20 protein-coding genes are annotated in these 24,734 nt (G+C 54.5%); 8 read left to right on the top strand and 12 right to left on the bottom strand.

Features of this window, described 5'->3' with window-relative positions; genetic code table 11:
* Window positions 1-158 precede the first annotated feature (158 nt).
* Together FIV46_RS08035 and FIV46_RS08030 are read left to right on the top strand one after the other, a co-directional pair.
* Window positions 159-992 carry an alpha/beta fold hydrolase gene (locus FIV46_RS08035; protein ID WP_181163118.1) on the top strand — a complete coding sequence of 278 codons (834 nt, stop codon included), beginning with the start codon at window positions 159-161 and terminating at the stop codon, window positions 990-992.
* 13 nt (window positions 993-1,005) lie between these two features.
* Window positions 1,006-1,782, top strand: a complete 777-nt coding sequence (locus FIV46_RS08030) for a glucose 1-dehydrogenase (protein ID WP_139940262.1) — start codon at window positions 1,006-1,008, stop codon at window positions 1,780-1,782.
* Window positions 1,783-1,878: 96 nt separating this feature from the next.
* Here FIV46_RS08030 and FIV46_RS08025 read toward each other — a convergent pair whose 3' ends face one another.
* The 12 genes from FIV46_RS08025 to FIV46_RS07970 all read right to left on the bottom strand — a co-directional run bounded on the left by FIV46_RS08025 (window position 1,879) and on the right by FIV46_RS07970 (window position 16,898).
* Window positions 1,879-4,182, bottom strand: coding sequence for a molybdopterin-dependent oxidoreductase (locus tag FIV46_RS08025; RefSeq protein WP_139940260.1), 2,304 nt, complete (start codon window positions 4,180-4,182; stop codon window positions 1,879-1,881).
* An 87-nt stretch (window positions 4,183-4,269) separates the two neighbouring features.
* Window positions 4,270-6,648, bottom strand: coding sequence for a TonB-dependent receptor (locus FIV46_RS08020; protein ID WP_139940258.1), 2,379 nt, complete (start codon window positions 6,646-6,648; stop codon window positions 4,270-4,272).
* Window positions 6,649-7,144: 496 nt separating this feature from the next.
* On the bottom strand, window positions 7,145-7,924 hold the full coding sequence (locus FIV46_RS08015; protein ID WP_139940256.1) for a MerR family transcriptional regulator: 780 nt from the start codon (window positions 7,922-7,924) through the stop codon (window positions 7,145-7,147).
* Window positions 7,925-8,017: 93 nt separating this feature from the next.
* Window positions 8,018-9,505, bottom strand: coding sequence for an FAD-dependent oxidoreductase (locus FIV46_RS08010; RefSeq protein WP_181163117.1), 1,488 nt, complete (start codon window positions 9,503-9,505; stop codon window positions 8,018-8,020).
* The gene (locus tag FIV46_RS08005; protein WP_139940252.1) at window positions 9,502-9,903 is read right to left on the bottom strand and encodes a DUF6632 domain-containing protein; all 402 of its coding nucleotides are present in this window, start codon (window positions 9,901-9,903) and stop codon (window positions 9,502-9,504) included. Before FIV46_RS08005 ends, FIV46_RS08010 begins: the two co-directional genes overlap by 4 nt.
* Window positions 9,904-9,935: 32 nt before the next feature.
* On the bottom strand, window positions 9,936-10,553 hold the full coding sequence (locus FIV46_RS08000) for a glutathione S-transferase family protein (protein ID WP_139940250.1): 618 nt from the start codon (window positions 10,551-10,553) through the stop codon (window positions 9,936-9,938).
* A 15-nt stretch (window positions 10,554-10,568) separates the two neighbouring features.
* Window positions 10,569-11,402 carry a phytanoyl-CoA dioxygenase family protein gene (locus FIV46_RS07995; RefSeq protein ID WP_181163116.1) on the bottom strand — a complete coding sequence of 278 codons (834 nt, stop codon included), beginning with the start codon at window positions 11,400-11,402 and terminating at the stop codon, window positions 10,569-10,571.
* 369 nt (window positions 11,403-11,771) lie between these two features.
* On the bottom strand, window positions 11,772-12,356 hold the full coding sequence (locus FIV46_RS07990; RefSeq protein ID WP_139940246.1) for a helix-turn-helix domain-containing protein: 585 nt from the start codon (window positions 12,354-12,356) through the stop codon (window positions 11,772-11,774).
* Window positions 12,357-12,390: 34 nt separating this feature from the next.
* Window positions 12,391-13,215: an N-formylglutamate amidohydrolase gene (locus FIV46_RS07985; protein WP_139940244.1), complete on the bottom strand. Its 825-nt coding sequence runs from the start codon at window positions 13,213-13,215 to the stop codon at window positions 12,391-12,393.
* Complete coding sequence (locus FIV46_RS07980) at window positions 13,215-14,600, bottom strand: aldehyde dehydrogenase family protein (protein ID WP_139940242.1); 1,386 nt, start codon at window positions 14,598-14,600, stop codon at window positions 13,215-13,217. Before FIV46_RS07980 ends, FIV46_RS07985 begins: the two co-directional genes overlap by 1 nt.
* A 12-nt stretch (window positions 14,601-14,612) precedes the next feature.
* Window positions 14,613-15,986 (bottom strand): glutamine synthetase family protein, encoded by a 1,374-nt coding sequence (locus FIV46_RS07975; protein WP_139940240.1) that lies wholly within the window; start codon window positions 15,984-15,986, stop codon window positions 14,613-14,615.
* A 159-nt stretch (window positions 15,987-16,145) separates the two neighbouring features.
* Window positions 16,146-16,898, bottom strand: a complete 753-nt coding sequence (locus FIV46_RS07970) for an SDR family NAD(P)-dependent oxidoreductase (protein ID WP_139940238.1) — start codon at window positions 16,896-16,898, stop codon at window positions 16,146-16,148.
* 183 nt (window positions 16,899-17,081) lie between these two features.
* On the opposite strand from FIV46_RS07970, the gene eat reads away from it, so the two are divergent.
* The 6 genes from eat (at window position 17,082) to FIV46_RS07940 (ending at window position 24,653) form a co-directional block, all read left to right on the top strand.
* Window positions 17,082-18,536, top strand: coding sequence for an ethanolamine permease (gene eat, locus FIV46_RS07965; protein ID WP_139940236.1), 1,455 nt, complete (start codon window positions 17,082-17,084; stop codon window positions 18,534-18,536).
* On the top strand, window positions 18,533-19,270 hold the full coding sequence (locus tag FIV46_RS07960) for a glutamine amidotransferase (RefSeq protein ID WP_139940234.1): 738 nt from the start codon (window positions 18,533-18,535) through the stop codon (window positions 19,268-19,270). The genes eat and FIV46_RS07960 overlap by 4 nt, the downstream gene beginning before the upstream one ends.
* Before the next feature lie 32 nt (window positions 19,271-19,302).
* Window positions 19,303-20,082, top strand: coding sequence for a helix-turn-helix transcriptional regulator (locus FIV46_RS07955; protein ID WP_181163115.1), 780 nt, complete (start codon window positions 19,303-19,305; stop codon window positions 20,080-20,082).
* Window positions 20,083-20,156: 74 nt separating this feature from the next.
* Window positions 20,157-21,023 carry a phytanoyl-CoA dioxygenase family protein gene (locus tag FIV46_RS07950; RefSeq protein WP_139940231.1) on the top strand — a complete coding sequence of 289 codons (867 nt, stop codon included), beginning with the start codon at window positions 20,157-20,159 and terminating at the stop codon, window positions 21,021-21,023.
* A gap of 260 nt (window positions 21,024-21,283) precedes the next feature.
* Complete coding sequence (locus tag FIV46_RS07945; RefSeq protein WP_181163114.1) at window positions 21,284-23,614, top strand: TonB-dependent receptor; 2,331 nt, start codon at window positions 21,284-21,286, stop codon at window positions 23,612-23,614.
* 121 nt (window positions 23,615-23,735) lie between these two features.
* Complete coding sequence (locus FIV46_RS07940) at window positions 23,736-24,653, top strand: sterol desaturase family protein (RefSeq protein ID WP_139940227.1); 918 nt, start codon at window positions 23,736-23,738, stop codon at window positions 24,651-24,653.
* Window positions 24,654-24,734: the final 81 nt, after the last annotated feature.

Here is a 24,734-nt window from a genome sequence, read left to right as displayed (position 1 = left end):
TGTTTTCAAGGTTTTGAAAAAATTACCTGAAAATATTTATTCTTGCATAAAGAATTTTTTTTCACTATGTTTCATACATTATTGGAACGACTGTTCTATTTTAATCAAAAACTGATAATGCAAAATTTCACTTATTTTTCCGGGAGATAATGAAACTAATGGCTTCTCCAGAATCACGCTTCCTGACCTGCCAGGAAAGAAACATTCATTTTATGGAATGGGGCGACTCCAGTCGCGATACCGTCGTCATCTGGCACGGGGTCACCGGCACCTGCGAAGATCACCGGGAGCTGGCCGCCCGCCTGTCGGATACCTATCACGTCATCTGTCCGGATTCGCTGTGTTGCGGCTTGTCCGACTGGGCCAAGGAAGACCGCGACACCAGCCTCGGCTTTTATGCCGATGTCGCCGAAGACCTGTTCCGGCAGCTCGGTAAATCCTCTCTGCGCTGGATCGGCTCGTCGAAAGGCGGCGGGCTAGGCATTGTCCTTGCGGCGCGTGACAACGGTCTCGAAATCAGCCATCTCGTCCTGAATGACGTGGGTGTGGGACTTGATGAAAATTTCCGCAAGGCCTTGGCCAAAGGGCTCTCCTCCCCTCCCGTTTTTGACAGGTTCCAGGAGTTCGCTGGCAAAGTCCGCAATTTCCTGAGCAAAATGGGTCTTGAACTCACCGAACAGAAATGGCACGACCTGATCCGTAGTTATGCACGCCGGACCGACGACGGCCGGTTTACCTATCATTACGACCCCCGGCTGGCTGTCCAGTTCGCCGAACACCCCGAGGATTTCGATCTCTGGAATTATTACGACCAGGTCGCCGCGAAAACCATTCTGATCCGCGGCGCCCATTCCATCGTGCCTGATGAGGAAGCGCGCATGATGGCGGAACGGGGACCGAAATGTAGCCTGCTTGATAGAACCGGAGGTCATGTCAGCCTGATGGACAAACTTGTAGAACAGGATGTCATTCTCGAATTTTTGAAAAACTGAAGGAGTTGAAAATATGGGACGCGTAGACGGGAAAATATGCCTTGTCACCGGCGGAGCCAATGGCCTCGGCGAAGCAATGGTCCGCCTGCTGGCAGAAGAAGGGGCCACGGTCTTCCTGACCGACATTGATGAAGTCGGTGGCGAAAAACTGGCCACTGAATTGACCCTGGAAGGCAGGACTGCCCTGTTCATGAGGCATGATGTCACCGACGAAGCAGAATGGAACAAGGTCTTTGACACCCTGCTCGATAAATTTGGCAGGCTGGACGTGCTGGTCAACAATGCCGGCGGCGGCACCTATAACGATCTGGAAACGCTGTCGCTGGAAGACTGGCGCAAGATCATTTCCCTCAACATGGACAGTACCTTCCTCGGCACCCAGAAGGCGGTGAAAAGCATGAAGGAAACCGGTGGCGGCTCGATCATCAACCTGTCGTCCGTCGGCGGCCTGGTCGGCTCCCCCAATCTGGTGGCCTATTCCGCAGCCAAGGCCGGGGTCAAATTGTTCAGCAAGAGTGCGGCCGTTCATTGTGGTCAGAAGGGCTACAACATCCGCATCAATACCGTGCACCCCGGACTGATCAAAACAGCCTCCGGCATGGAGATGGCGGAAAAAGCCACTGGTATGACCGCGGCAGAAGCAGAAGCCGCCTTTTCCGCCCTGCATCCCATCGGTCGCATCGGCAATCCCTATGAAATCGCTACGGCTGTGCTCTATCTGGCCAGCGACGAATCCAGTTTCGCCACCGGCGCGGAATTCGTCATCGACGGCGGCTATACTGCGATCTAAAAATAAAAAAAGGAGAGAAACCAGTTTGTCGAGTTTGCTGATTTCTCTCCCAGTCTACAGACATATCATCACTGCTTTTGGGGAGATATTACCTGATCAGACCGTCGCCGGGGGCTGGTGCACCCTGATCTCCGGCAACGGGCCGTCAAAAAGCTCCAGATCCACAAGGCAGCTCTGGGCCACCGGCCCCTGGGACAGTTTCGAGGTTCCCGCATCACGAGTCAGAATATTGGGGTTGCCGTGAACATCCATGGCCCCCACCTGCCCCGGTGTTTCAGGATCGTACCAGGCCCCGGTCGGGATGATCACAACCCTTTCCTGCACATCCTCGGTGACCAGCGCACCGGCAAGGCAACTTCCCCTGTCGTTATAAACCCGGACGATGTCGCCGCTCCGGATATTCCGGGCTGCAGCATCCACAGGGTTGATCCAGACCGGGGCGCGCCCCTTGATCTTGATATCCCGGCTGTTGACCGCAAAATCAAGCTGACTGTGCAGCTTGTCTTTAGGCTGATTGGTAAGCAGATGACAGGGATACTTGCGGGTCATGTCCGAGCCCAGCCATTCCTGCGGTTCAATCCACATGGGATGGGGCGGGCAATCATCATAACCAAAGGAAGCGATGGTTTCCGAATAAATCTCGATCTTGCCGGAGGGTGTCGCCAAGGGATGCTTATCCGGGTCCGCTCGGAAGGCGGCAAACAGCACGGAAGGATTCTCAAAAGCCGGCAGATCACATGACCCCTGCTCCCAGAACGCCTCAAAACCAGGCATGTTTACACCTACGGCTGCGGCGCTTTCCACAGTCCGGTCATAAAACCATCTGAGCCAGGCGTCTTCATCCCGTCCTTCGGTGAAACGTTCCCTGAAGCCCAGCCGGTCCGCAAGATCGGCAAAGATATCATATTCGTTCCGCGACTGGGCGACGGGATCAATCACCTTCTGCATCGCCTGCAATGACCAGTCACAATGACCAAGAGTAAAATCATTGCGCTCCAATGTGGATGTACATGGCAGGACAATATCAGAATGACGCGCAGTCGATGTCCACCAGGGCTCATGCACGATTATGGTTTCCGGCCGGCGCCATGCCTCAAGTAGCCGATTCAGGTCCTGGTGATGATGGAACGGGTTGCCGCCGCACCAATAGACCAGCCGGGTATCCGGGAAAGTCAGCGCCTTCCCGTCATAATCGCACCGTCCGCCGGGGTTGAGCAGAAGGTCGGCAATACGCGACACCGGAAAGACTTCCCGCACCGGGTTCTCCGGCACCGGCAGGGCGGCGGGGCGGATCGGATGATCCCAACGGGTGCCGATACCTTCCGCCGCAGCATGGCCGAAACCAAAACCCGCGCCGGGCAGACCGATCTGGCCGAGCATGGCAGCCAGAACAATCAGCATCCAGTATGGCTGCTCACCATGTTCTGCGCGCTGCATGGACCAGCTTGCGGTAATCAGCGTCCGGCTTGACGCCATACGCCGGGCGAGTTTTATGATCTGTCCCGCCGGAACCCCGGAAATCCCGGACGCCCATTCCGCGGTTTTGGCTTCCCCGTCCTCGACACCGAGAAGATAGTCCCTGAACCTGTCAAACCCGACGCAATGGGAGTAGACAAAACTGCTGTCATAAAGCCCCTCCACCAGCAAGGTATGGGCCAGGCCAAGCATGACCGCTGTGTCGGTGGTCGGTCTCAATTGCACCCATTCCGCATCGAGAAACTCTGCCATGTCGTCACGGTTTGGCCCGACATAGACGAACTCCACACCGGCATCCTTGCATTTTTTCTGGGCGCCCCTGACTTCATGGCGGCTGACGCCGCCCGCGTTGACCTGAGAATTTTTCAGGGGCCAGCCACCAAATGCAACCACCAGCTCACCGTGCCCGGCAACATTGTCGACCGTCGTGCCGGCGAACAGCACCTCGTAAAAGGAGCCGACGATATGGGGCACCACCACCTCCGCAGCGGCAAAGGAATAGGTGTTAACAGTATTGGTATGACCGCCAAACATGTTGAGAAACCGGCGCATCTGGCTCTGGGCGTGATGAAACCTGCCCGCACTCGCCCAGCCGTAAGCACCGGCAAAGATGGAGGCATTGCCATGATCCTCCCGGACCCGGATTAGTTCGCCTGCCACCAGGTCAAGGGCCCGTTCCCAGGAAACGGGAATAAAGGCATCTTTCCCGCGGCCCTCGCGGTAATGATCCCTGGTATCCCTGAGCCACCCTTCCCGGACCATGGGTTGAGCGATCCGGACCCTGTGTCCGCAGGACTCCGCCAGTGACCGGCCGATGGCGGAAGGGTCCGGATCATATGATGCAGGTTCCACATGGCTGATCCTGCCGTCCTCGACCCCAATCCTGTAAGCGCCCCAGTGCGTAGCCGTCTGATAGGTTTTCACATCCAGATCCTCTGATAATTATAGGTAACACGGGAAGAGACGCCGGGAAACCGGCACCTCTCCCTTTTTGATCCCCCCCCCCGGGGCTCAGAAGCTCCGGGATACGGACAGGCCCCATTCGGCAGGGCGGCCATAAACCGCATTACGGAACCCGAAGGACGGCACATTTTCCGCCGATGTGATATATTTCTCATCGGTGATGTTGGTACCGAATACGGCAACCTGCCAGTTTTCCCCTTCATCCCGCCAGGTCAGCCGGGCATTGACCAGCACATAACCGTCCTGGGCAATTTCCGGGGTATTCTGCGGGTTGTGGAAGAACTTGCTGCGATAATTGAGATCGCCGCGCAGGGTCAGGGATCCCATCCCGTCACCCAGCGGGATTTCATATTCCGCTCCGGCGTTGATCATCCATTTCGAAGACAGCGGCAATTCATTATCCTTGGAATAGCCCACGGAATCCGCCAGATAGGTATATTTGTTGTCCAGATATCCGAGACCCAGGTTCAGGTTCAGTTCCGGCGTTGGACGGGCAACGATTTCCGCCTCGATCCCCCAGATATCCACATCACCGGCGTTGGCCACGGTCAACAACAGACTGCCGTTGGCCGGATTGACCGAGTTGATGGACAGCTGCAGGTCATTGTACTGGCTATAGAAACCGGCCACGTTCAGGGTCATGCGGTTGTCAAGCAGCCGGGATTTCACCCCCATTTCATAGGCGGTCAGGTTTTCCTGTCCATAGGGTTTGAATTCCAGCGGGTCCAGCGGACGCGGGTTCCAGCCGCCAGACTTGAAGCCCTTGGAGAAGGAAGCATAGAGCAGCACATCGTCATTGACGTGATAGTCAAGCCCCACCTTGGGTGTAAATTTGGACCAGGTCTGCTTGTCCGTGGTCGGCGGGTTGGCGATCCTGCCGGAATTGGGATAATAGGAGTCGATGAAATAAACCTTTTTCTCATAGGAATAGCGACCGCCGAGAGTCAGGCTGAGCTTGCTGGTCAGATCATAAGTCAAATGCAGGAAAGCGGCCCAGTTGTCCGTATCCAGAGAGGTGGTCGGATGCACGTCGAGATCGAACAATGTGTTATAGGGATTACCCACCCCGCCGGCGCAGGGAGCCGGAAAAGCTGCCGGACAGGTGACACCCGCCGCCAGAGGAATAAGGGCCGCCGGCAGGGCTTCGAGCGCATCAAAAAGTCCTGACGTCATATAGGTCTGGTTAACATCATTCGCCTGTTCATTGAAATAATAGCCCCCGAGAAGCCACTCAAGCTTTCCGTCAACGGCAGTCCCGCTCAACTGAAACTCCTGACTGAACTGTTTCTGGTGCTGTTCTTCATCGGTATGCACAACAGGATAGGGCGTATAATCCATATCCACTTTTATGATAGCATCCATTTCCCGATAACCGGTGATCGACTTGAACATAAGATTATCGGAAATCTCCCAGTCGACGGTCGCGGTTGCGCCCCAGGTGTCCACATTGTCTTCGCTCGGCCCCGTGCCGTTGGAGGCTGACGGCGGATCATCCGTCACCCAGCGGTCATCAAAGAGGCTGTCGGACGGGAGGCCCAGAATAGCATTCCACATGGGCACGGCCAAAGCATTGTAAATCGCATAAAGTCCGGTCGGATCATCAAAGGTTTCAAGAATGGTTCCCGGCGCGCCATTCTGGCGCACCCTGGTGGCGTCAACGGACAGATAAACTTCCACATTGTCGCTGGCCAGCCAGTTCAGACCTCCCCGGATCGCATCCAGATTGGTATTTCCCATATCCAGTCCATCGGTCTGACGCACATCATAACCGTCCTGGTTTTTAGTGGCAGCGGCGATTTTTCCGTACAGTTTATCTTCAGCGATGGGGAAATTGATATTGCCTTCCACGTCAATCCGGTTGCGGCTTCCAGTGGTTGCCTTGATCCGGCCCTCCAGCTCCCCCCGCGGGCGTGTCGTCGTCACGTTGATGGCGCCACCGATAGTGTTCTTCCCGTACAGGGATCCCTGAGGCCCGCGCAACACCTCGATCCGCTCCACATCGGCCAGGTCCAGCATGCCCCCGAAACTGCGGGCAATATAAACACCGTCCACATATATCCCCACACCCGGATCGGTCGGAAAAATAAAGTCCCTTTGCCCCACGCCACGCACGAACACTGCTGCGTTGGTGCTGCCGCCGGTAACCAGGCCATTATTGATATTGATATTAGGTGTATAGGCGGACAGGTCAGCCAGATTGGTCATGCCGCGCTTTTCAAGGCCCACAGTGGTAAAAGCGCTGACGGACAATGGGGTATCCTGCAGACTTTCCTCCCGTTTCCGCGCCGTCACCGTTATTTCTTCAAGGGTGACGATCCCCTGACTTGTCTCTTCCTCCGTGGCGGCAAAAGCCGTCTGCCCCAGCAGCACTGCCACCATGGCCGTACTCAAATTCACATTTCGGCGTCCCTTGGTCATCAGTTTCATGACTGTCTCCTTTATTATATTCCCTATATTGCGCCCCTGCTCTTGACGACAGGGAACACGTGCATGATTTTCCTCCCTACAGGATGCCCTTCATGCGGTGGACACTGATCTCGCCACTACAGTCAGCGGCAAGAACCATTCCCATTTCGATCACAAAATTTCAGCAATAAAGGCTGCCTGCCGAAATTGTGAAACGGTTTTAGATTTCCCAGGAAATATTTCGATCGATCGTTCGTTCTATTTATAGACGGAAAAATATCCAGCTATTACGCCGGTTCGAAATCTACATGGAACCCACACCATGTTGCCCTGAATCATCTAACAATTATTATGTGTAGTATTACTATTCATTTTTGCTTTGTCAATGATTTTGCGTGATCAAATTGGCAAACGGAAAATACAGTACAGACAACAGGCCAGCGCCCTCCCCATGAAACAGACGGAGGCTTATCACATTGATTATGTTACGTTCTTTGGAAATTAACCGGCAGGAGACCTACTGGTCTTTTCGCACTTCAGCATCTATTCCACTCTCATCAAACTCTAGAGTGGAAAAGAGTTTACGGGCCTTCTTGACATGCAGCGCCTGGATCAGCCGCTCAATGGAATCGATCACCCGGGCACCGAAATCAACCACATCCTCCCCTTCCCGGTCCAGAATGACCGGCGCGATGAAGGAGAATTCGTCAGATACCATTTCCTCGATCGCCTTATCCCAGAGATTGAGAAGGCTCGGGCTGTAACCTTTTTCCCGGGTAAAACCCAGCTTGTTGAACTGTACCCAGGTTTCGAGCACAACCGCATCCTCTTTGGTCACCATCTGCTCGCCATCCTGCTCGACAACATCCACCAGTCCCTGTTTCACAAAATCAGCCAGTTCCTGGTCGGAAAGCTTCTGTGATGCCAGGCTTGAAAGGGGAATGTATTTCTCTGCGCCGGGATTGACAGAATCCGGAAAGCGGAGTCGAAGGTGTCGGAAATAGTCAAGCTGTTCATCACTGAATTTCGATTGCGGCTTCTGGGCATAGATCGCCTTGATCGCCTTGATGGGCAGAAAGCGTTCTTCTCTCAGGATTCTGATTTGTTGCAGCCGCTCCAGATGCTCGGGACCATAAAAGGCGGAATTTTTCTTGACCTTATAGGCAGGCGGCAGGAGACCTTCATTGATGTAATAATGAATGGTTTCTCGGGGCAGGCCGCTATCCCGGATCAGGTCGCGCATACGCAATGTCGGCTTGTCGTCAGTCTCAGGCTGGTTTGAAGTCCCTTTTTTCACAGCTTCTCCGCGAGGCCAGCTTTTTGAACCGCAAAGGGTGCCGTCAGGCTGGACCTATAAATTCCCTTAATTATGCCAAAGGCTTGTGGAAAACTAGCACAGGGATATAATCTTGTCTGCAACATTATTGGCCCAAGCGGCGATGGAAATGGACGGCGGGGCCCCCAGCGAGGCCGGCATCACCGACGCATCTGCGACATGCACCCCGGGATGACCGTAGATTTCTCCGGCGTCATCGACAACGCCTTTTTCCGGTGAGGAACCAAGTGCAGCCCCACCCATCGGATGCACGGTAGAAACTTTCGGGAAGTGGGTCAGTCTGTGACCACTCAGGTCTTCAATCAGGTCGAAGGCCTGCCTGAGATCCTTGTAAATCCGGCTTTCCGCGGGATCAAAGTCAATTCTGAATTTTCCCTTGTGCAGAAATATGCGCCCCGACATGTCATCAGGTCCGAGACCTGCCAGCAATGTTCCCCGCCGGATCTTTGCCTTCAACAGCGGAAGCCAGGGAAGAAGCCTGCTGTATGGAAGCGCGCCCTCTACAATCGTCGGCCACGGCCGGGAGGAACGCCACAGGCCAGCATCACGGAGCAGGATCCTGCCGCGGGTCGGCAGCCCCTCGCTCAAATCCGCATTACCAGCCCCATGCCCCCAATAGGCGGAATAGTCGCCATTGCCGCCAAACCCGAACCCTAGTCGCGGCATGCGGTCAAGACCGCCGAACCGGTCCCGGCTCAGGAGCAGAAGCCTCAGGGTGTTAAGGGTTCCCGCCGCCAGAATCACCCGGGAAGCAACGATAGAGTCCCGTTTTTTCCCTTTATGGTTTCGAACGTCAAGACGATAGGAAACCGCCTCCCCGTCTTCCTGCCTGAATATGCTTTCGACTTCACACATGTCCCGTACAACAAGCCCGTTCCGGAGTGCCGGCAGAAGCCAGGCTTCATCCGCCGTCCGCTTGATCCCGCGTGCGGAGCCGAGCAACCCCTCCCCGGACAGTTCTTCTGCCGGTATAGTCCCCAGACCACCCCTCAGCCCCATGTCAATATCGAGAGATTGCTGGTCAGTGATGAAATGGGGATTATCCGCAAAACGTTTGGCAAAAAGGTTAGGCCCACCGGCATCAACAGACACCGGCGCGCTGCCAAGTTCCGCGAGCACCGACTGGTAATAGCCTTCCATCTGTGCGGCACTGATTTTGTCATGATGACCGTCCCAAAAAGCGGGGTCCTGCGGCCGCTTGTGCAAGGCGCCATAGACATGACTGCTGCCGCCCACCTGGGACGTGCAGGCGACATCGATATGCTTTGCCGAGAAAACTTCATACATGCCGCGCCGGTTGAGGGTCAGGCCGCCGCCCGGCAGCCCCTCCCGATTGATGCGTCGCAGAATATGGGTGCAGAACCGCGCCCCGTGGGGCAGCGGCGCCGGGTCAGAAATCCCGGCGCTGCGCACAGCAGCCGTATTGCGCCAGGGTCCCCGCTCGAGCAGCAGTACCTTTTGCCCCGCTTTCACCAGTCGCGAGGCAACAATGCTGCCGGCAAATCCGCTGCCGATGACAACAACAGGATGGGGATCGCTCATGAGCTTCGGGCAATCTTCCGGGGATGGTAGAAGAACAGCACCACGGCCAGAACCAGCAGCATCAGCACGTCGCCATAAAGATGCGTCCGCTCCCATTCCAGAATAATAGAATAATAGAGCATCACCAGACCGTGGATCAGGCTGGAAATCATGCTGTAGTCAATAATGATAGCGTTCCGGACCGGGTCCTTCGCCCCCATAAAAACACAAATGGAGAGCGAGAGATACATGGCCTTCAGCATCATCGGGACAGATTCATTGGTACGTCCATCCTGCCACACCATGCCGGCCTCCCAAGTGTGTTCCGCCACGAGCGGCGCCAGGAAAAAGATCGCCAGGACAACCATGAAAATGGAATATCTGCGCAGGCGTTTGTCGGGTCCGTTGTAAAGTATCATGACATGCTCCCTTGTTGTATGGTTATCGGCGGTTACAGCGCCACGCTCGGACGGTTTTTGAAGTTCTCGTAACAGCGGATGATATTCTCATATTTGGGATCGACGTCTGCATTAACGAGAAAGGCGGATTCCAGTGTTACAAACAGGCTGATGTCGGCCAGAGTAGGACCGTCGCCATAGACGAAGGACCTGTCCGCGATATAGTTATCGAGGAACCCCAGCGCCATGGCCTGACGGCGGCGGGCGTATTCCACCACCTCCGGGCTTGCGCCGAAACGCGCCGTGTAAAGCGGCATCATGTTATGAGCCATGATGCCCATGGTGCCGGTGATTTCCATCTCGATATAACGCTCGATAGAGCGGATTTTCGCTCTCTCCCCGGGCGTTTCACCAAGAACAGGTCGGCCACCGGGAATGGTTTCCTGCAAATATTCCACAATCGGCAGGCTTTCAGTAATGAAGCTGCCGTCATCAAGTTGGAGCGCAGGCACTTTGCCAAGAGGATTGATCGCCCGGAACTCAGGCGTATTTTGCTCGCCGTTCATGATATCCACCTCAACGGTCTCGAAAGGAGGTTCAATCCCTCTTTCGCGGAGATAAATCATGACCTTCCTGACATTGGGGGCAGTTTTATAGGAAAAGAATTTCATGGTCCTGCTTACCCCCTATTCGGCCTGATCCGCATGCGGCCGTTCCCAGAGTACGGGAAATTTCTTGCCCACAAACGGGTCACCCGGCTTGAGATCCCCTTCGGGAGTAAGCGCCTCGCGATGGAAGGCCGGCCGTGGATACCAGACCACATCGTCGCCGATATAGCGTATGGAATAGGCGGCCCGGCGCATGTTCGGGGTCCTGTTGCCTGCAGAACTGTGCATCACTTTAGCATTGAACAGCAGCGCATCCCCGGCCTTCATGTCCGGCGCCAGGATATCATATTTCTCGGCCTGCTTGTGATACTCCGGAATGGCCTCCGGATTGTAATTTTGCCGGGCTTCATCGCCAAGATCCCCTTCACCGAACTGGCGGATGGGGTAAACCCCTTCTTTATCACTTCCCTTGACAATCTGCAGGCTGCTGCTGTCCACATTGCAATCGGTGAGCGTAAGCCAGATCGAGCAGATCTGATCCCCGTCGATCGGCCAGTAGGAAATATCCTGATGCCAGTAATAATCGACCGGCGTATTCGGTTCGCAGACAAACAGGTGGTCAAACAGGATACGCGCCTTTTCCGCTCCCATGGCCAGGCCCGCCAGTTCAGCAAGGCCGGATTCCTCCACATATTCCTTCATCACCGGCACCTTGTCATAAATGAACCGTTCTTCGAAGAAACGACTATCCGGGGCAAGTTCGGTTCTGTAGTCGCCAACCGCGCGCTCACGGTCGTCGGTAGCTTCCAGAAGTTTTTTGACCCCATCCTGGTCCAGCAGGTTCGGCAAATAAACTGCTCCATCCCTCTGGTAGGCCTCGATTTCCTCCCGGGTAATTTTTCTGACTTTCATCATTATCTCCTGACTCCCTCATCTATTCTGCTACGTCCACACTCTGCAAACGATCATTTGTTCTGGCGATTTAACAAAACGTTGTCATTCCCCTTGAGCGGGCATCAGACAGCGCTATATTGGGTTTCAATATTTTGTGTAGCATTACTACACATTTTTTAATCTGTCAATGCTGTGACGAAACTCAAGTTTGTTCCGATGCGGAATGTCAACAAGCTGAAGGCAGGAGTGGCCGCAGCAAATGGGAATGATAAAGGACGGCGCCTCCCCGCTGGAAAACGCCGTGGTATAATTGCCGTGAAAATCGGGATGAAGGTTCTTGACGCGCTCGGGAAATAACTATCTGACAGAAGACAACAGGGAACTCAGTTACCCGATCGTATTGGACATCAGAACAAGAGGATCCTTGTCACTGACCGCGATGTAGGCATGCGGGGTCATGCCGTCAAAGCAGATGCTGTCGCCTTCTTTCAGACGAACCGGTTTGTAGAGCTCTGTATAGAGATCCATTTCCCCTTCCAGAATATACAGAAACTCTTCACCGGGATGTGTGGAAAACTCACCATAGTCTTCCAGGTTCCTGCATTTGACACGCATACGCCAAAAGACATTCTGTTTTTGCGTCATGTCGTCGCACAGGGTTTCCATATCCCAACGGTCATGGCTAAACAAATGCCCTTCCCCGTTCCGGGTGATGGCCCGCCGGCCACCCAGCAGCTTGTCCGTTTCAGGTCCGACCAGACTGGCAATGGGAATAGAAAGTTCTTCCGCAATCCTGAGTACGGAATTGAAATTGAGGGACATTTTCCCGTTTTCAATTTTTGAAATGGCAGAAACGCTCATCCCCAGCTTTTTACCCAGATCCGCAAGACGAAGTCCATGCGACTTGCGATATTCCCGCAAGCGCTTCCCGAGTGTGATGTCGGCAGCTGTCGATGTATCCTTATCCTTCATCAGTCATTCCAAATTGGTTTTCCGGCATTTCCGCCTATTGCGTTTTCATGACATTCACAGGCTGTCCCGTGGCTTGGTTCGCGTGTTTTAATCGTGCAGAAACAAGCGCTTCTGCAGCAAGAGACGCCCAATAACTTGCATCAATATCGTTGACAATCAAGTCATTTCGGATTTCCAGGACAACATAGTCCAGATTTCTTGGCTGTGCAAAATGATCGATCAACAGATTCTCACAGCCTTCCGGATCATAGGGTTCGTTTCGCCCCACCGGCACCACTTCCCGCAGGGCGAACTCGTCGGCCACCCGCTCAGCATAACCATTGCAGCCTTTCCACAGGACACCGATCGGCCAGGGACGATCCGCGCCGTTCATGGACGGCGTAAAACTATGCACGGACACCATGACCGGACGATGCTGCGGGTCCATCTCTCCGTCCAGATAACCGCTAACCGCGTTGCGGAAGGGTTCAAAGGCAATCCTGTGGCGCACCACCCTCTCGTGGTCGCACACCCTGGAATTCCCCGGAATTTCAATCCCGTCGGAATGGGGAGCGACAAAATCATCCGCATGAGGCATACGGTTACATTCCACAAACAATCGGGAATAGCCGGCAAGAAAGGCCGGCACGGAAAGCAGTGAAGAGAGCCTTTCCGTGACGGCTGCCGCCCCGATGTCCCAGCCGATATGCTGTTCCAGCCTGTGTTGCTCGAGCCCAAGGGACTGCCAGGGATAGGGCACATGGCAACTGGCATGTTCACAGACGAGGACAAACTCAGGGTTTCTTTTCCCCGGCAGGGCCTGAACCCCGGCCGAGGAAAACTCCGTGATTTGCTCTTCTGTCAGGCTCCGAAATGGCATCAGCCAAGGGTCCTGATGTGGAATGACCGGGTGGTTACCAGTTCCTCGAGACCTTTCAGGCCGTAGGACCTGCCGATGCCGGATTCCTTTACCCCGCCGAACGGCAGATAGAGGTCGGCATGGTCGCAGCGGTTGACATAGAAGGTACCGCTTTCCACCTGGTGGCCAAGGGCAACAGCCCGGTCAATATCATTGGACCAGATCGCTGCCGTAAGGCCGTACTGGCTGTCATTCATCAGAGCCACAGCCTCTTCATCACTTTCCACCGACATCACCGGCATCACCGGACCAAAGGTTTCTTCTTTCATGATGGCCATGGAATGATCGACATCGACCAGGATCTGGGGTTCCATATAGGCGGTGCCATCTCCCACCAGCGGAGACTTTCCGGACGGCAGAAGCGCCTTGGCTCCCTTGCCGACAGCTTCACTCACGAGTCCCTTGACCCTGTTCGCAGCAGTCGCGGAAACAAGCGGTCCGATAAAGGTCTTTTCCTCAATCGGATGCCCAAGTGTAACACCGGCGGTCGCCTCGGTGAACGCATCGACAAAGCGGCCGTAAAGATCCTTGTGCACATAGATGCGCTCCACGGAACAGCAGGACTGACCGGCGTTGCCGTAACAACCTTCGAGGAGGTCTCCCATAATCCTGTCGATCTGTACATCGGAGCGCAGATATACCGGATCCTTGCCACCAAGCTCCAGTCCATACTGGGTAAATGTGCCCCGGCCTGCATCATAGACGGCATGACCGCCGCGAGCTGAACCGATGAACTGCACCAGGCCCAGTTCTCCTGAACCGATCAGTGCTTCGGCATCGGCATGGGCCATGTGCATGGTCTGGAAAATACCTTCCGGCATGCCGGAAGCTTTCGCCGCTTCCCCGAAAACATCGGCAATCAGCGCCGTCTGGGGAGCATGTTTGAAAATGACCACATTGCCCATGAGCAGCGGTGCCAGGATCAGGCTGGCCGTCATGGCCACCGGATAGTTCCAGGCGCAAATGGAAAGACACACACCCAGCGGTTCCGGCTCAATAACCCTTTTGACATCCGGGTCGCTTTTTTCATTGACCGGCTTCAGCACCTCGCGCGCGTTCTCCACCAGCACATCGGCGACCACTTCAAGACGACCGGCCTCATCCGCCTGCCAGAAAGGGCGCCCCATTTGCCAGGTCACCAGCTCGGCCAGTTTCTCCCGGCGCTTCACCACCTCGGCGACAAAGTTGCGGATAACGTCGACACGCTCGTCGAAGGGGGTGACCTTCCAGCTTTTAAAGGCCTCTTTTCCAGCCTCGACGGCTTTCATAATCTCGCCACGCTCCGCATAGCGGCAGTTGGCATAAATACTGCCGTCTACCGGAGATACGATCTGAAAATCACTCAACTTATTTCTCCTTTAAACTAATTCAAAAAAACGTTCCAATTCGCGGTCCGTCACCATGGCGGCAAATTGGTGCAACTGCTCTGCACGGGTATCCGCATAAGCGTCCACGAACATGTCGCCAAAATAGCTGCGGGCAACGGAAGACCCCCTAAATCTCTCAATCGCTTCGGCAAAACTTCCCGGCAGCCTGAGCGCTTCCGGCACCTCGGCCTCATAGGCATTCCCTTTAGTCGGTTGACTGGGCTCGATCCTGTTCTCAATGCCATAGAGCCCGGCTGCCAAAACACCGGCCAGGGAAAGATAGGGGTTAGAGTCAGCCCCCGGGGTACGGCACTCGATGCGGGAAGATTTCGGCTTGCCCGGGATTGCCCGAATGGCGCAGGTTCTGTTTTCAATTCCCCACTCCGCCGAAATAGGCGCGAAGATTCCCGGCACCAGCCTTTTGAAGGAGTTGATATTCGGGGCAAACATCAACAGGAAATCCCCCATGGCCGCCTGCAGGCCGCCAATGAAATATTTCATGGTCTGGCTCATTTTGTCCGCATCGCCGTCATCATGGAAAAGCGGCTGCCCCTCCAGGTCTGCCAGCGACATGTGGACATGGCCGCTCTGCCCGTCTGCATCGTTGGACCAGCGGGCCATGAAACTCATCAGCATGTCATTGCGTTGTGCAATAATCTTGGCGAAGGTCCGAAACAGTACCGCACTATCGGCGACATCCACTCCGGCCCCATATTGCAGGGCCGCCTCCATGAATCCCGGCCCCATTTCTTCATGCAGGCTTTCCAGGGAAATACCGGTTAAGGCCGCCATGTCCATGAGTTGATTATAGAATTCCGACTGGGTCCCCTGACGCACCAGGGAATAGTAGGATTTATGGGGCGTTGCCACCTGCAAATCCCGGTATCCCTTATCGAAAGCAGACTGGGACGTCTCGTTGAACAGGGTAAATTCATACTCCAGGGAATGACAGGGCTGGAAACCCAGCGAAACCGACTTGTCATAGACCCGGCGATACAGGCCCCGCGGGCAATATAGCTCGCCTTCGCCGGTAAATTCGGCCAGGATGAAAAGGTTCCGCCCCTCCCGTTCCCAAGGCAAAAGGCACGCCGTCTGCGAAACAAGCCGTGCCGGACGGTCACTGAACCCTGAGTCAGGATCAGCCAGGTTGGGGGCGAAAAGAATGGCATCCGTCGGATCAAGCACCAGCGAGATCAGCGGAAAGGCCATCTCTTCCAGAGCGCTCTCGAGTTTCTTGCGGGACACATATTTCGCCCGCACGGCGCCCTGAAAATCCACAAAGCCTACCGTTGCATATTCCAGATCGCTGTCTTTGATAAAAGCACACAACTGTTCATCGGTGGGATTTTTTGGCAATTCGACCATCACATTAATTCTCCATTAGAAGCACGACATCGTTTCCCGTCGGCCCTAAATCTGTAGACAGCTGTCAATTCCTGCAGCAGGCTCTGAGGACCGGATGTTTCAATACTATCATAGCCGTAAACCATCCCGTCCCTCAGAAATTCCCGATCATCAGTTCCCCTAGAGTTTTGCCGAGATGCCGCCATCCACAATCAGGTCGGTTCCGGTGATGTAGGAGGCCTTGTCGGACAGCAGGAACAGACAGGCATTCGCCATATCATCCGCCACGCCCATACGTCCCAGCGGAATGGCGTTGCCAACGGCTTCCTGGATTTCATCATTACCTTCCCAGCGGGCCTGCATGGGAGTCATGGCCACGCCGGGATAAATAACGTTGGACCGGATACCGTCCGCCGCAAACTGCATCGCGGCTGATTTGGACAGGGCGCCTACACCCGCCTTCGAGGCGCTATAGGCATCCTGGGGACTGGAATCGCCACGCAAACACTGGATCGTGGAAAAATGGACCATGGCCCCGCCATTGCTTTTGCGCATGACCGGCACGGCATGACGAATGGTCAGCGCCATGGATCGCAGGTTGATGTTAAAAACCTGGTCCCAGACGTCCATATCGATGTCCAATACGGATTTATCCCGGTCAAACCACAGAACACCGGCCACATTGACAAGATAATCCAGCCGGCCGTAGGTGCTTTCTGAAAGCCCCATGGCTTTCTCAACAGTCGCCTCATCAGTCAGATCGCCCTGGACATAAACATAGTTTCCGGAAAATTCGGCAAGCTCTGCGGGTTCATCCTTTACATCAATCAATATTGCCTGACCGCCATGGTTAAGAAACTGTCGGGAAATAGCCAGTCCCATTCCACCGCCTGCGCCAGTGATAAACGCCACCTTGCCTTTGAATTCACTCATCTTGTCAATACCTTTTCCATTTATAAAACCACCGGTGCGATCTGCCCGGCTCGACGAAATCATTGGGGAGATTATTTGGCGTATTTTCTTATTTGTCAACTTTTTTATTTTACGGAAACTTTTTACTTTTTATAAAATCTTCGCTATATAGGTTGAATATATTTCCATCTGCAGGAGAACCAGATGTCCCAGGAGAAAACGCTACATGTGCACGACGCCGATTATGAAATGGCGCCCGCCACCTATATGGATGACCGCTCCCTTGCAAAAGGTGGCGCAAGTTGGGTCCAACTCGCAGCACTTGGTGTTTCCTGTGTGATCGCAGGCGAATTTGCAGCCTGGAACTATGGTATTGGCCTTGCCGGCTGGGGCGGGCTCTTCATCGCCCTTGTCCTGATGGCGCTTATGTATTTCTGCCTGACTTTTTCGCTGGCTGAACTGTCTTCCATCATTCCCACTGCCGGTGGAGGATACGGATTCGCACGCCGGGCCTTCGGGCCGTCCCTCGGTTTTCTGACCGGTATGGCCGTGGTTTTTGAATATACTTTTGTCACGGCCGGCGTTGCGCTCTTCTTTGAAGGCTATTTCGCGTCGCTGACCGGCATTGACGGTTTGGTCGTCCTGCTGCCGCTTTATGGCATCTTTTTCCTTGTCCATCTGGCGGGTGCCAAGGAATCAATGCGGCTGCTCATGCTGCTGGCGGCACTGGCAACACTGGGGCTTGTCAGCTTCATCATTCTGATGCTGCCCAGTTTCGACTGGCAGAATATTATCGACCTGCCGGTGGCCGACGCCTGGGGCGCCTCTGATTTCCTTCCCCAGGGATATCTGGGGATCTGGGCCGGCTTTCCCTTTGCCATCGCCATGTTTCTGGCCGTCGAAGGAATACCCCTTGCATCGGAAGAAGCCGAAAACCCCAGGAAGGACGTCCCGAAAGGCCTGATCGCAGCGGTCACCATCCTGATGGCCTTTGCGGTTTTGATCCTGCTCTCAGCCCCCGGCGCAGCCGGTTCCGGCACGCTGGTCGAAGGGGCAGATCCGCTGATGATCGCGTTCACCCGGGTCTACGGCCCGGATCATCCGTTGCGATATATAATCAACATCTCTGCCCTGGTCGGGATTACGGCCAGCTTTTTCTCCCTCATCTTTGCCTACTCGCGCCAGGTTTTTGCCTTGTCCCGGGCTGGCTATCTTCCGCGCTTCCTTTCGGTCACGAACAAACGTAAAGCGCCCTATATGGCCATTCTTGTCCCGGGCGCCATCGCCATCGGCCTGACGCTGACCCGTGCGACCGATCAGATTATTGTCATCGTCGTCTTCAGCGCCACTCTATCCTATTTGCTGATGCTGGCGGCCCATATCTCCCTGCGCCTCAGGGAACGGAATCTCAAGCGGCCTTACAAAACCCCCGGCGGCCTTGTGACCTCGGGCATCGGCTTCCTTCTGGCCTGCCTCGCCTTTATTGTCTGCATCTCCCTGAGTATTGTCTGGTCGATTACCGCCCTTCTCTGCCTTGGCGCGTTTATGCTTTATTTCTGGTTTTACAGCAGGCACCATCTGGTTGCCCAGGCCCCCGAGGAGGAATTTGAAACCATGCGGGCCGCAACTTCAGAACTGGATGGGGGCGAGATGCGATGACGGAAAAACAACTGCTGATCCTGCAAACCGGCGGACTGCCGGATTCAACGCCAGAGATCCTTGATAGGTTCGGTGACATGGGAGATATCTTCCTCACCCCGACAGGCCTTGACGACCAGAATTCCCTGATCCTCCGCCTTCATGAGGGGGAATTGCCGAATACGGATCCGCAGGATTACGCCGGCATTCTCATCACCGGTTCTCCGCTCATGCTGTCCTGCCCGAGTGCCTGGATGATCGATATCGGTCCCTGGCTGCAGGACGCTATCAAAAAGAAGGTCCCGACACTGGGGGTCTGCTTCGGTCATCAGTTGCTTGCCCATGCGCTTGGCGGCAAAATCGGCCCGAACCCCAACGGGCTGGAAGCCGGAACAGTCAGTGTAGAATTTTCTGCCGCAAGGAAAGACGATCCTCTGTTCAGCTTGCTGTCGGATGAACCCCTTTTTCAGGTTCATCACTATGAATCGATTCTCGAGCTTCCCGAAGGCGCCGAAGTCCTGGCCCGCAATGCCCATGAAAATTATCATGCCGTCCGTTTCGGTCCCATGGCCTGGAGCATTCAGTTTCACCCGGAAATTTCGGTGGAATTGATCAGGACTCTATTGATGACGGACAAAGAAAATCTCCTCACCAATGGTTATGAACCGGACCGCATACTGGCCGGCCTACAGGACACACCTGAAGGCCCGGCGTTGCTGCAGAGGTTCCGGGACATCGCTTTCGGGCGAGTATAGAAGCCATGCAGCCGCTCTGGTCAGAAAAGGAAATGCTGGATCTCGGACAGCTTGTCAGCGCGCTGGGACAGGAAAATTTCCTCTCCTGCCTGAGCAAAGTGCTGGAGGAGATTGTCCACACCGATCACCTGACCCTCTATATATTCGATGCCCGCTGGGTGCCCCAAATGGTTGACGGCATCAGTCGCAATAACAGCGGGATAACGTCGAAACTGGCCGCCCTTTACGAGAAATCCCATTTTTACCAGTATGATCCGAATTTGAAACTGCTCGGCAGCAAGAAGGAACACCCCGCCTCACCCCTGCTGGTTCAGACGCATGCCGAGGATATTGAAAACCCGGCCTACAGATCTGAGATATACCAGAAGCACGGTTTGCTGGATCGCCTGTCTCTTCTGGATCACAGCAGCCAGGGCTGGTTTACATTCAATCTATACCGAGATATTTCCAGCAGCTATTTCCAACCTGATGAAGTCGACAGACTTGGACAGATATCCAGGTTCCTTTTTTCCTTCATCCGGAAACATCTGGACCTTCGACCGCCTGCGGCCTGGAAAAGCACCACAGTTCCCCCCGTTGAGCAGCTTGAAATGCTGGTGGGAAGCCTGGGGCACTCCCTCAGCAAACGCGAGATAGAAGTTTGTGCGAGAATCCTGCGGGGCCAGACCCGGGAAGGTGTTGCCCTTGACCTTGGGATCAAGACCCCAACTGTCGCTACGCTCCTGCAAAGGGCCTATGCCAAACTTAATATATCCAGCCTCAACGAACTGTTCGCCCTCTGCCTCGGAAAAATGGGTTCCAGCGGCCTGTAGTACTACCGAATGACAGACATATTCCGTTGCCGTGCCCTAAAATGACGGGAAAATCATAAAAGGGACCAAGACTCATGACCAGAACATTAACAAGCGGTCTGCCCAGGGCCATCAGCGACGAAGAAATTCAAGCCTATGAACGAGACGGGGCGGCAGTGATCAGAAACGTCCTGCCGGAAGACTGGGTGGAATTGATGAGAGATGCCATTGAGCGCATCCTTGAAAGCCCCGGGCCTGCGTCCCGGGAATATACGCCAGAAGGAAAACGCGGACGCTACTATGGTGATTTTTTCATCTGGTGGCGAGATCCTGTTTTCAAAGCCTTTATGAAAGATTCTCCGCTGCCTGAACTGGCCGCCCGGGTCATGCATTCCGGCGCGCTGAAGTTTTTTTACGACCAGTTGCTGGTCAAGGAACCGAATACCGAGGAGCCCACACCCTGGCATCAGGATCTATCCTATTGGCCCGTTCGCGGAAACCAGATTTTGTCCGTCTGGGTCCCCTTCGACCGGGCGGATGAAGAAAGCGGCGTTGTGGTCTATGTAAAAGGCTCCCACAAATGGGGCAAGCTCTATGCACCACATGTTTTTTCAAAAGATTCGGATTTTGGAAAAATCTATGAGAAAGCGGGGCTTGAGCCCCTTCCCGATATCGAGGCAGAAAGGGATCAGCATGAAATACTCAGCTGGACGCTGGAGCCGGGCGATGTCCTGATCCATCATCCCCTCACCCTGCACTATGCCTCCGGCAACCGATCCAAAACCGGAAGGCGGCGTGGCCTCGCCCTTCGATACCTGGGCGATGACGCTGTCTTTGACGCCCGGCCGGGAACCTTCATGGAGAATCGCTCCATTCTTGAAACCCTGCCCCAGATTGAACTGAAAGATGGCGAGCCCTTCTCAGGCGAAGTATTCCCGCCGGTCTGGCCAAGGGAAAATTAATCAGGATGGCTTCATAATTTCACAGACAGAGTAAACTGGCAGAGCAACAGGTTCCGCCAGTTTTTTCCACTCCGGCAGACCGGGAGGTCAGGTTTCAGTTCACACCTCATCCAAATATTTTCCCTTTCAGAAATTTTTTGACATTTAGGAAAATTTTTGATTTACTATTTGTGAACCCGGATGAAGATCGAGTGAAATTATGAATGTCGGCACACATTCGGGAACATAGGGATAAAGGGCCAAAACAAGAGGAACAGTCCATGAATGAAAAAACATTCTGCTCAACCAAGCATACAATCACATATAACATCTCCCGACGGCTGCGCCGCAAACTTTTTGCCTGCACAGCCATGATCGCCACTGCCGGCGGTTTAACTACAGTTCACGGCCAGGAAGCTGAAGACAGCACCCTGATGCTGGAAGAAATTACCGTGACCGCTTCCAAACGTTCCCAGTCGGTGCAGGAAGCAGGCCTTTCCGTTACGGCCATCGGAAGTGTAGAACTGGAACGCATGGGCGCAGACAACTTCACGGATTTCGCCGTCCGGGTGCCGAACCTGGGGTTCGGGGCGGAATCCGATGGCCGCTTCTCTGCCAACTCCCCCGCCATTCGCGGGATCTTCGGTGACGGGACAACGGGTTTCTACATTGACGATACACCAATCCCGGCCTCCATCCAGCCCCGGGTCATTGACCTTTCCCGGATCGAAGTTCTGAGAGGTCCGCAGGGGTCCCTCTACGGAGCCCGTTCTATGGGGGGTACCATCCGGCTGATTACCAAACAGCCGAGCCTTGATGAAACCGAGGGCAATGTGCACGCCAAATTGTCGACCGTAAAGGAAGGCGACCTCAACTGGGCGCTCGACGGTACAGTCAACATCCCGCTGGCACCGGAAAAATTCGCCGCACGCATTACCGCCTATTACGGCGAGAATTCCGGTATTTATGACGAGCATTATCTTCCCACCTGGACGGAAGGCGATGCGGGCGACGGCGTGACCGTCCACGAAAATATCGGTCCGGCATTTGAAACCAAGGAAAATATCGACGACGAAACCTACCGTGGTTTCCAGATTATCGGCCTTGCACAGGTCACCGACAACCTGACATTTACCCCAAAGTTCATGTATCAGAAAACTGATGCGGACGGCCTGCCCTTTGCAGATTATGAAGCCAGCAATACGGATCGTTATCGTTTCTATGATATCGACGAACCGGGTTACGAGGAATGGTGGCTTGCCAGCGGCACAGTTAACTGGGAGTTTGACAAGGGGACAATCGTTTCAACCACCTCCTATTTCGACCGCTACCTGGATGAAACCGAGGAAATGACAAGCTTCCTGCACTGGTTGTTTAACAATGCCATTGTACCTATTGATCCACTGTACAGCGACATCAGCCAGAGCGAGGACTTCACGTCATTTGCCCATGAAACCCGCTATACCTCGTCATTCGACGGTCCCTTCCAGTTCACACTGGGCGTCTTTTACCAGAAAAACAAATATACGCGCTTCTATCCCAACAGCTATATGGTCGGCATGAACGATGCTCTTGGCTTCGAGATCTCGCCGGACGACCTCATCTATTATGCGCGGAATATTTTCAACACCGAGGAATATGCGGCCTTTGGTGAAGCGACCATGGACTTCAATGACTGGCTGTCAGTCACAGCCGGCGGTCGTTTGTACGAGACCAAAACATATGCCGAGAACGATGCAGACGGTTTCGCCAACGGCGGACCTAGCTATAGCGAAGGGAACCAATCCGAAAACGGCTTTAACCCGAAAGTTCTCGTTCAGGCCGATGTCAGCGAGGATGTCAATGTATACGCCAGCGCGTCCAAAGGATACCGCATCGGCGGCATCAACGGTAACCTCTCGGACGCCCTTTGTGGTGACGAACTCGCTGCCCTGGGCATTACATCCCAGGATGCCAGAACCTTTAATTCGGATTCCCTGTGGAGCTATGAAGCCGGTGTAAAATCCAAACTGGCTGATAACCGTCTATCAGTGAATGCCGCCGGTTATATCATCAAATGGAACGATATCCAGCAGCTTAACCGCCTCGCCTGCGGCTTCCAGTATGTTGGTAATGCGGGCAAGGCGGAAAGCACAGGCTTCGAACTGGAAGCATCCGCACTTCTCGCTGAAGGGCTGACCATGTCATTCGCCGTCGGCTATACCGACGCGAAAATTACTGATGCCGCCGGTGCCGTCGGCGTCTCCGTGGGTGACAAGATCCAGGGCGTGCCCAACTGGACCGTTTCCTCCACCGGGGAATATATTTTCCCCGTGGGTGGCGGATATGACGGGTTGCTGCGCTATGACTTCAACTATTATGGCCGCAGCTTCAGCTCCAACAACGAAACTTCCGCAGCCACCCAGAGACTTCGTCCGTCCTGGACCGCTCTCAACCTGCGGGCAGGCGTCATGACGGAAGAATGGGAGGTGACCCTCTTCGTAGACAACGTCACAGACGAACGGGCCAACCTGGCGGACAGCCGCTCCCTGGCGGCGGAAACCCCGGGCCGCCAGCGCCTGGTGACCAACCGTCCGCGGACCATTGGTCTCGAGGCGCGCGCCCGCTTCTAGGGGCTGCTTTATAGCCGAATATTAAATTTTCCGGCATTTGCTCGACGGGTTTCCTGACAGCAGATGCCGGGAAACCAGCCACCTCATGTGATAAAGTAAATTAGTATAGGGATTAACTGAAATGAGCAGCACTATCGAAACCGAAGCGCGTGTTACAGACTACCCCCAGTCCAGCGGAATCCGTTATCTCCTGTCCTGGATTCTATGGCCCGGCCTGCTGGCCTCCTGCATGTTCGCTGTCATCACCGGTCTCAACAGGGGCCTTGATCCCGTGCTCACACTTTTCTCGGTCTATTTCGTCCTGATCGTATGCATCGCCATCCTGGAGCGGGTCATGCCCCATGAGCCTTCCTGGAACAAAAACGACGGCCAGATCGGCAATGATATCTTTCACACGATCGTAAATTATATCGTCGTTGGCGCCGTCGTCGAAGCGGCAGTGGTCGCACTGATTGCAAAGCTGGTCATGCTGTCGACCACACTGACGTCCGCATCAATCTGGCCTGTTGACTGGCCGGTCTGGGCACAATTCATCTTGTTGCTGTTTGTCGGGGAAGCCGGATCTTATACCGCGCACCGCATTTCTCACGAAGTGCCCTTCTTGTGGAGATTCCATGCTGTGCATCACAGTGCGACCTCACTGTACTGGCTGAATACGGGAAGATTTCACACGATTGATGTTATCGAAACCGTCGTGCTTGCCCTGCCCCTACCCTTGCTGCTGGGCGCACCAGCGGAGCTGATGTTCCTGTTTACCTGTTTCACCATGTTCGTTGGCGTCCTGTCGCATTGTAACATCGAAATGCGTTTCGGCATTCTGGACTGGATCTTCAATACCCCGGGGGTCCATCGCTGGCACCATTCCACCGTCATTGAAGAAGGCAATACCAACTATGGCGAAAACCTGATGGTCTATGATGTGCTGCTCGGAACCCATTTCCGCCCGGGCCGTCAAATTCACGTCGTCGGCACCGACACGCCGGTGCCCAAGTCCATCCTGGGGCAAATGATTAAACCCCTTACCGGTTATAAAGAATAAATTTAACAAACATTTCAACCGGATTGACCGACTTCTGACAACGGAATGGAAAAATGAAAAAATCAATTCCTCAGTTATTCC

Origin of the sequence: Emcibacter nanhaiensis (assembly GCF_006385175.1) — a bacterium.
GTDB lineage: Bacteria > Pseudomonadota > Alphaproteobacteria > Sphingomonadales > Emcibacteraceae > Emcibacter > Emcibacter nanhaiensis.
The sequence above is the reverse complement of the archived record's forward strand: the minus strand, read 5'-3'. Positions and strand labels throughout refer to the sequence as shown.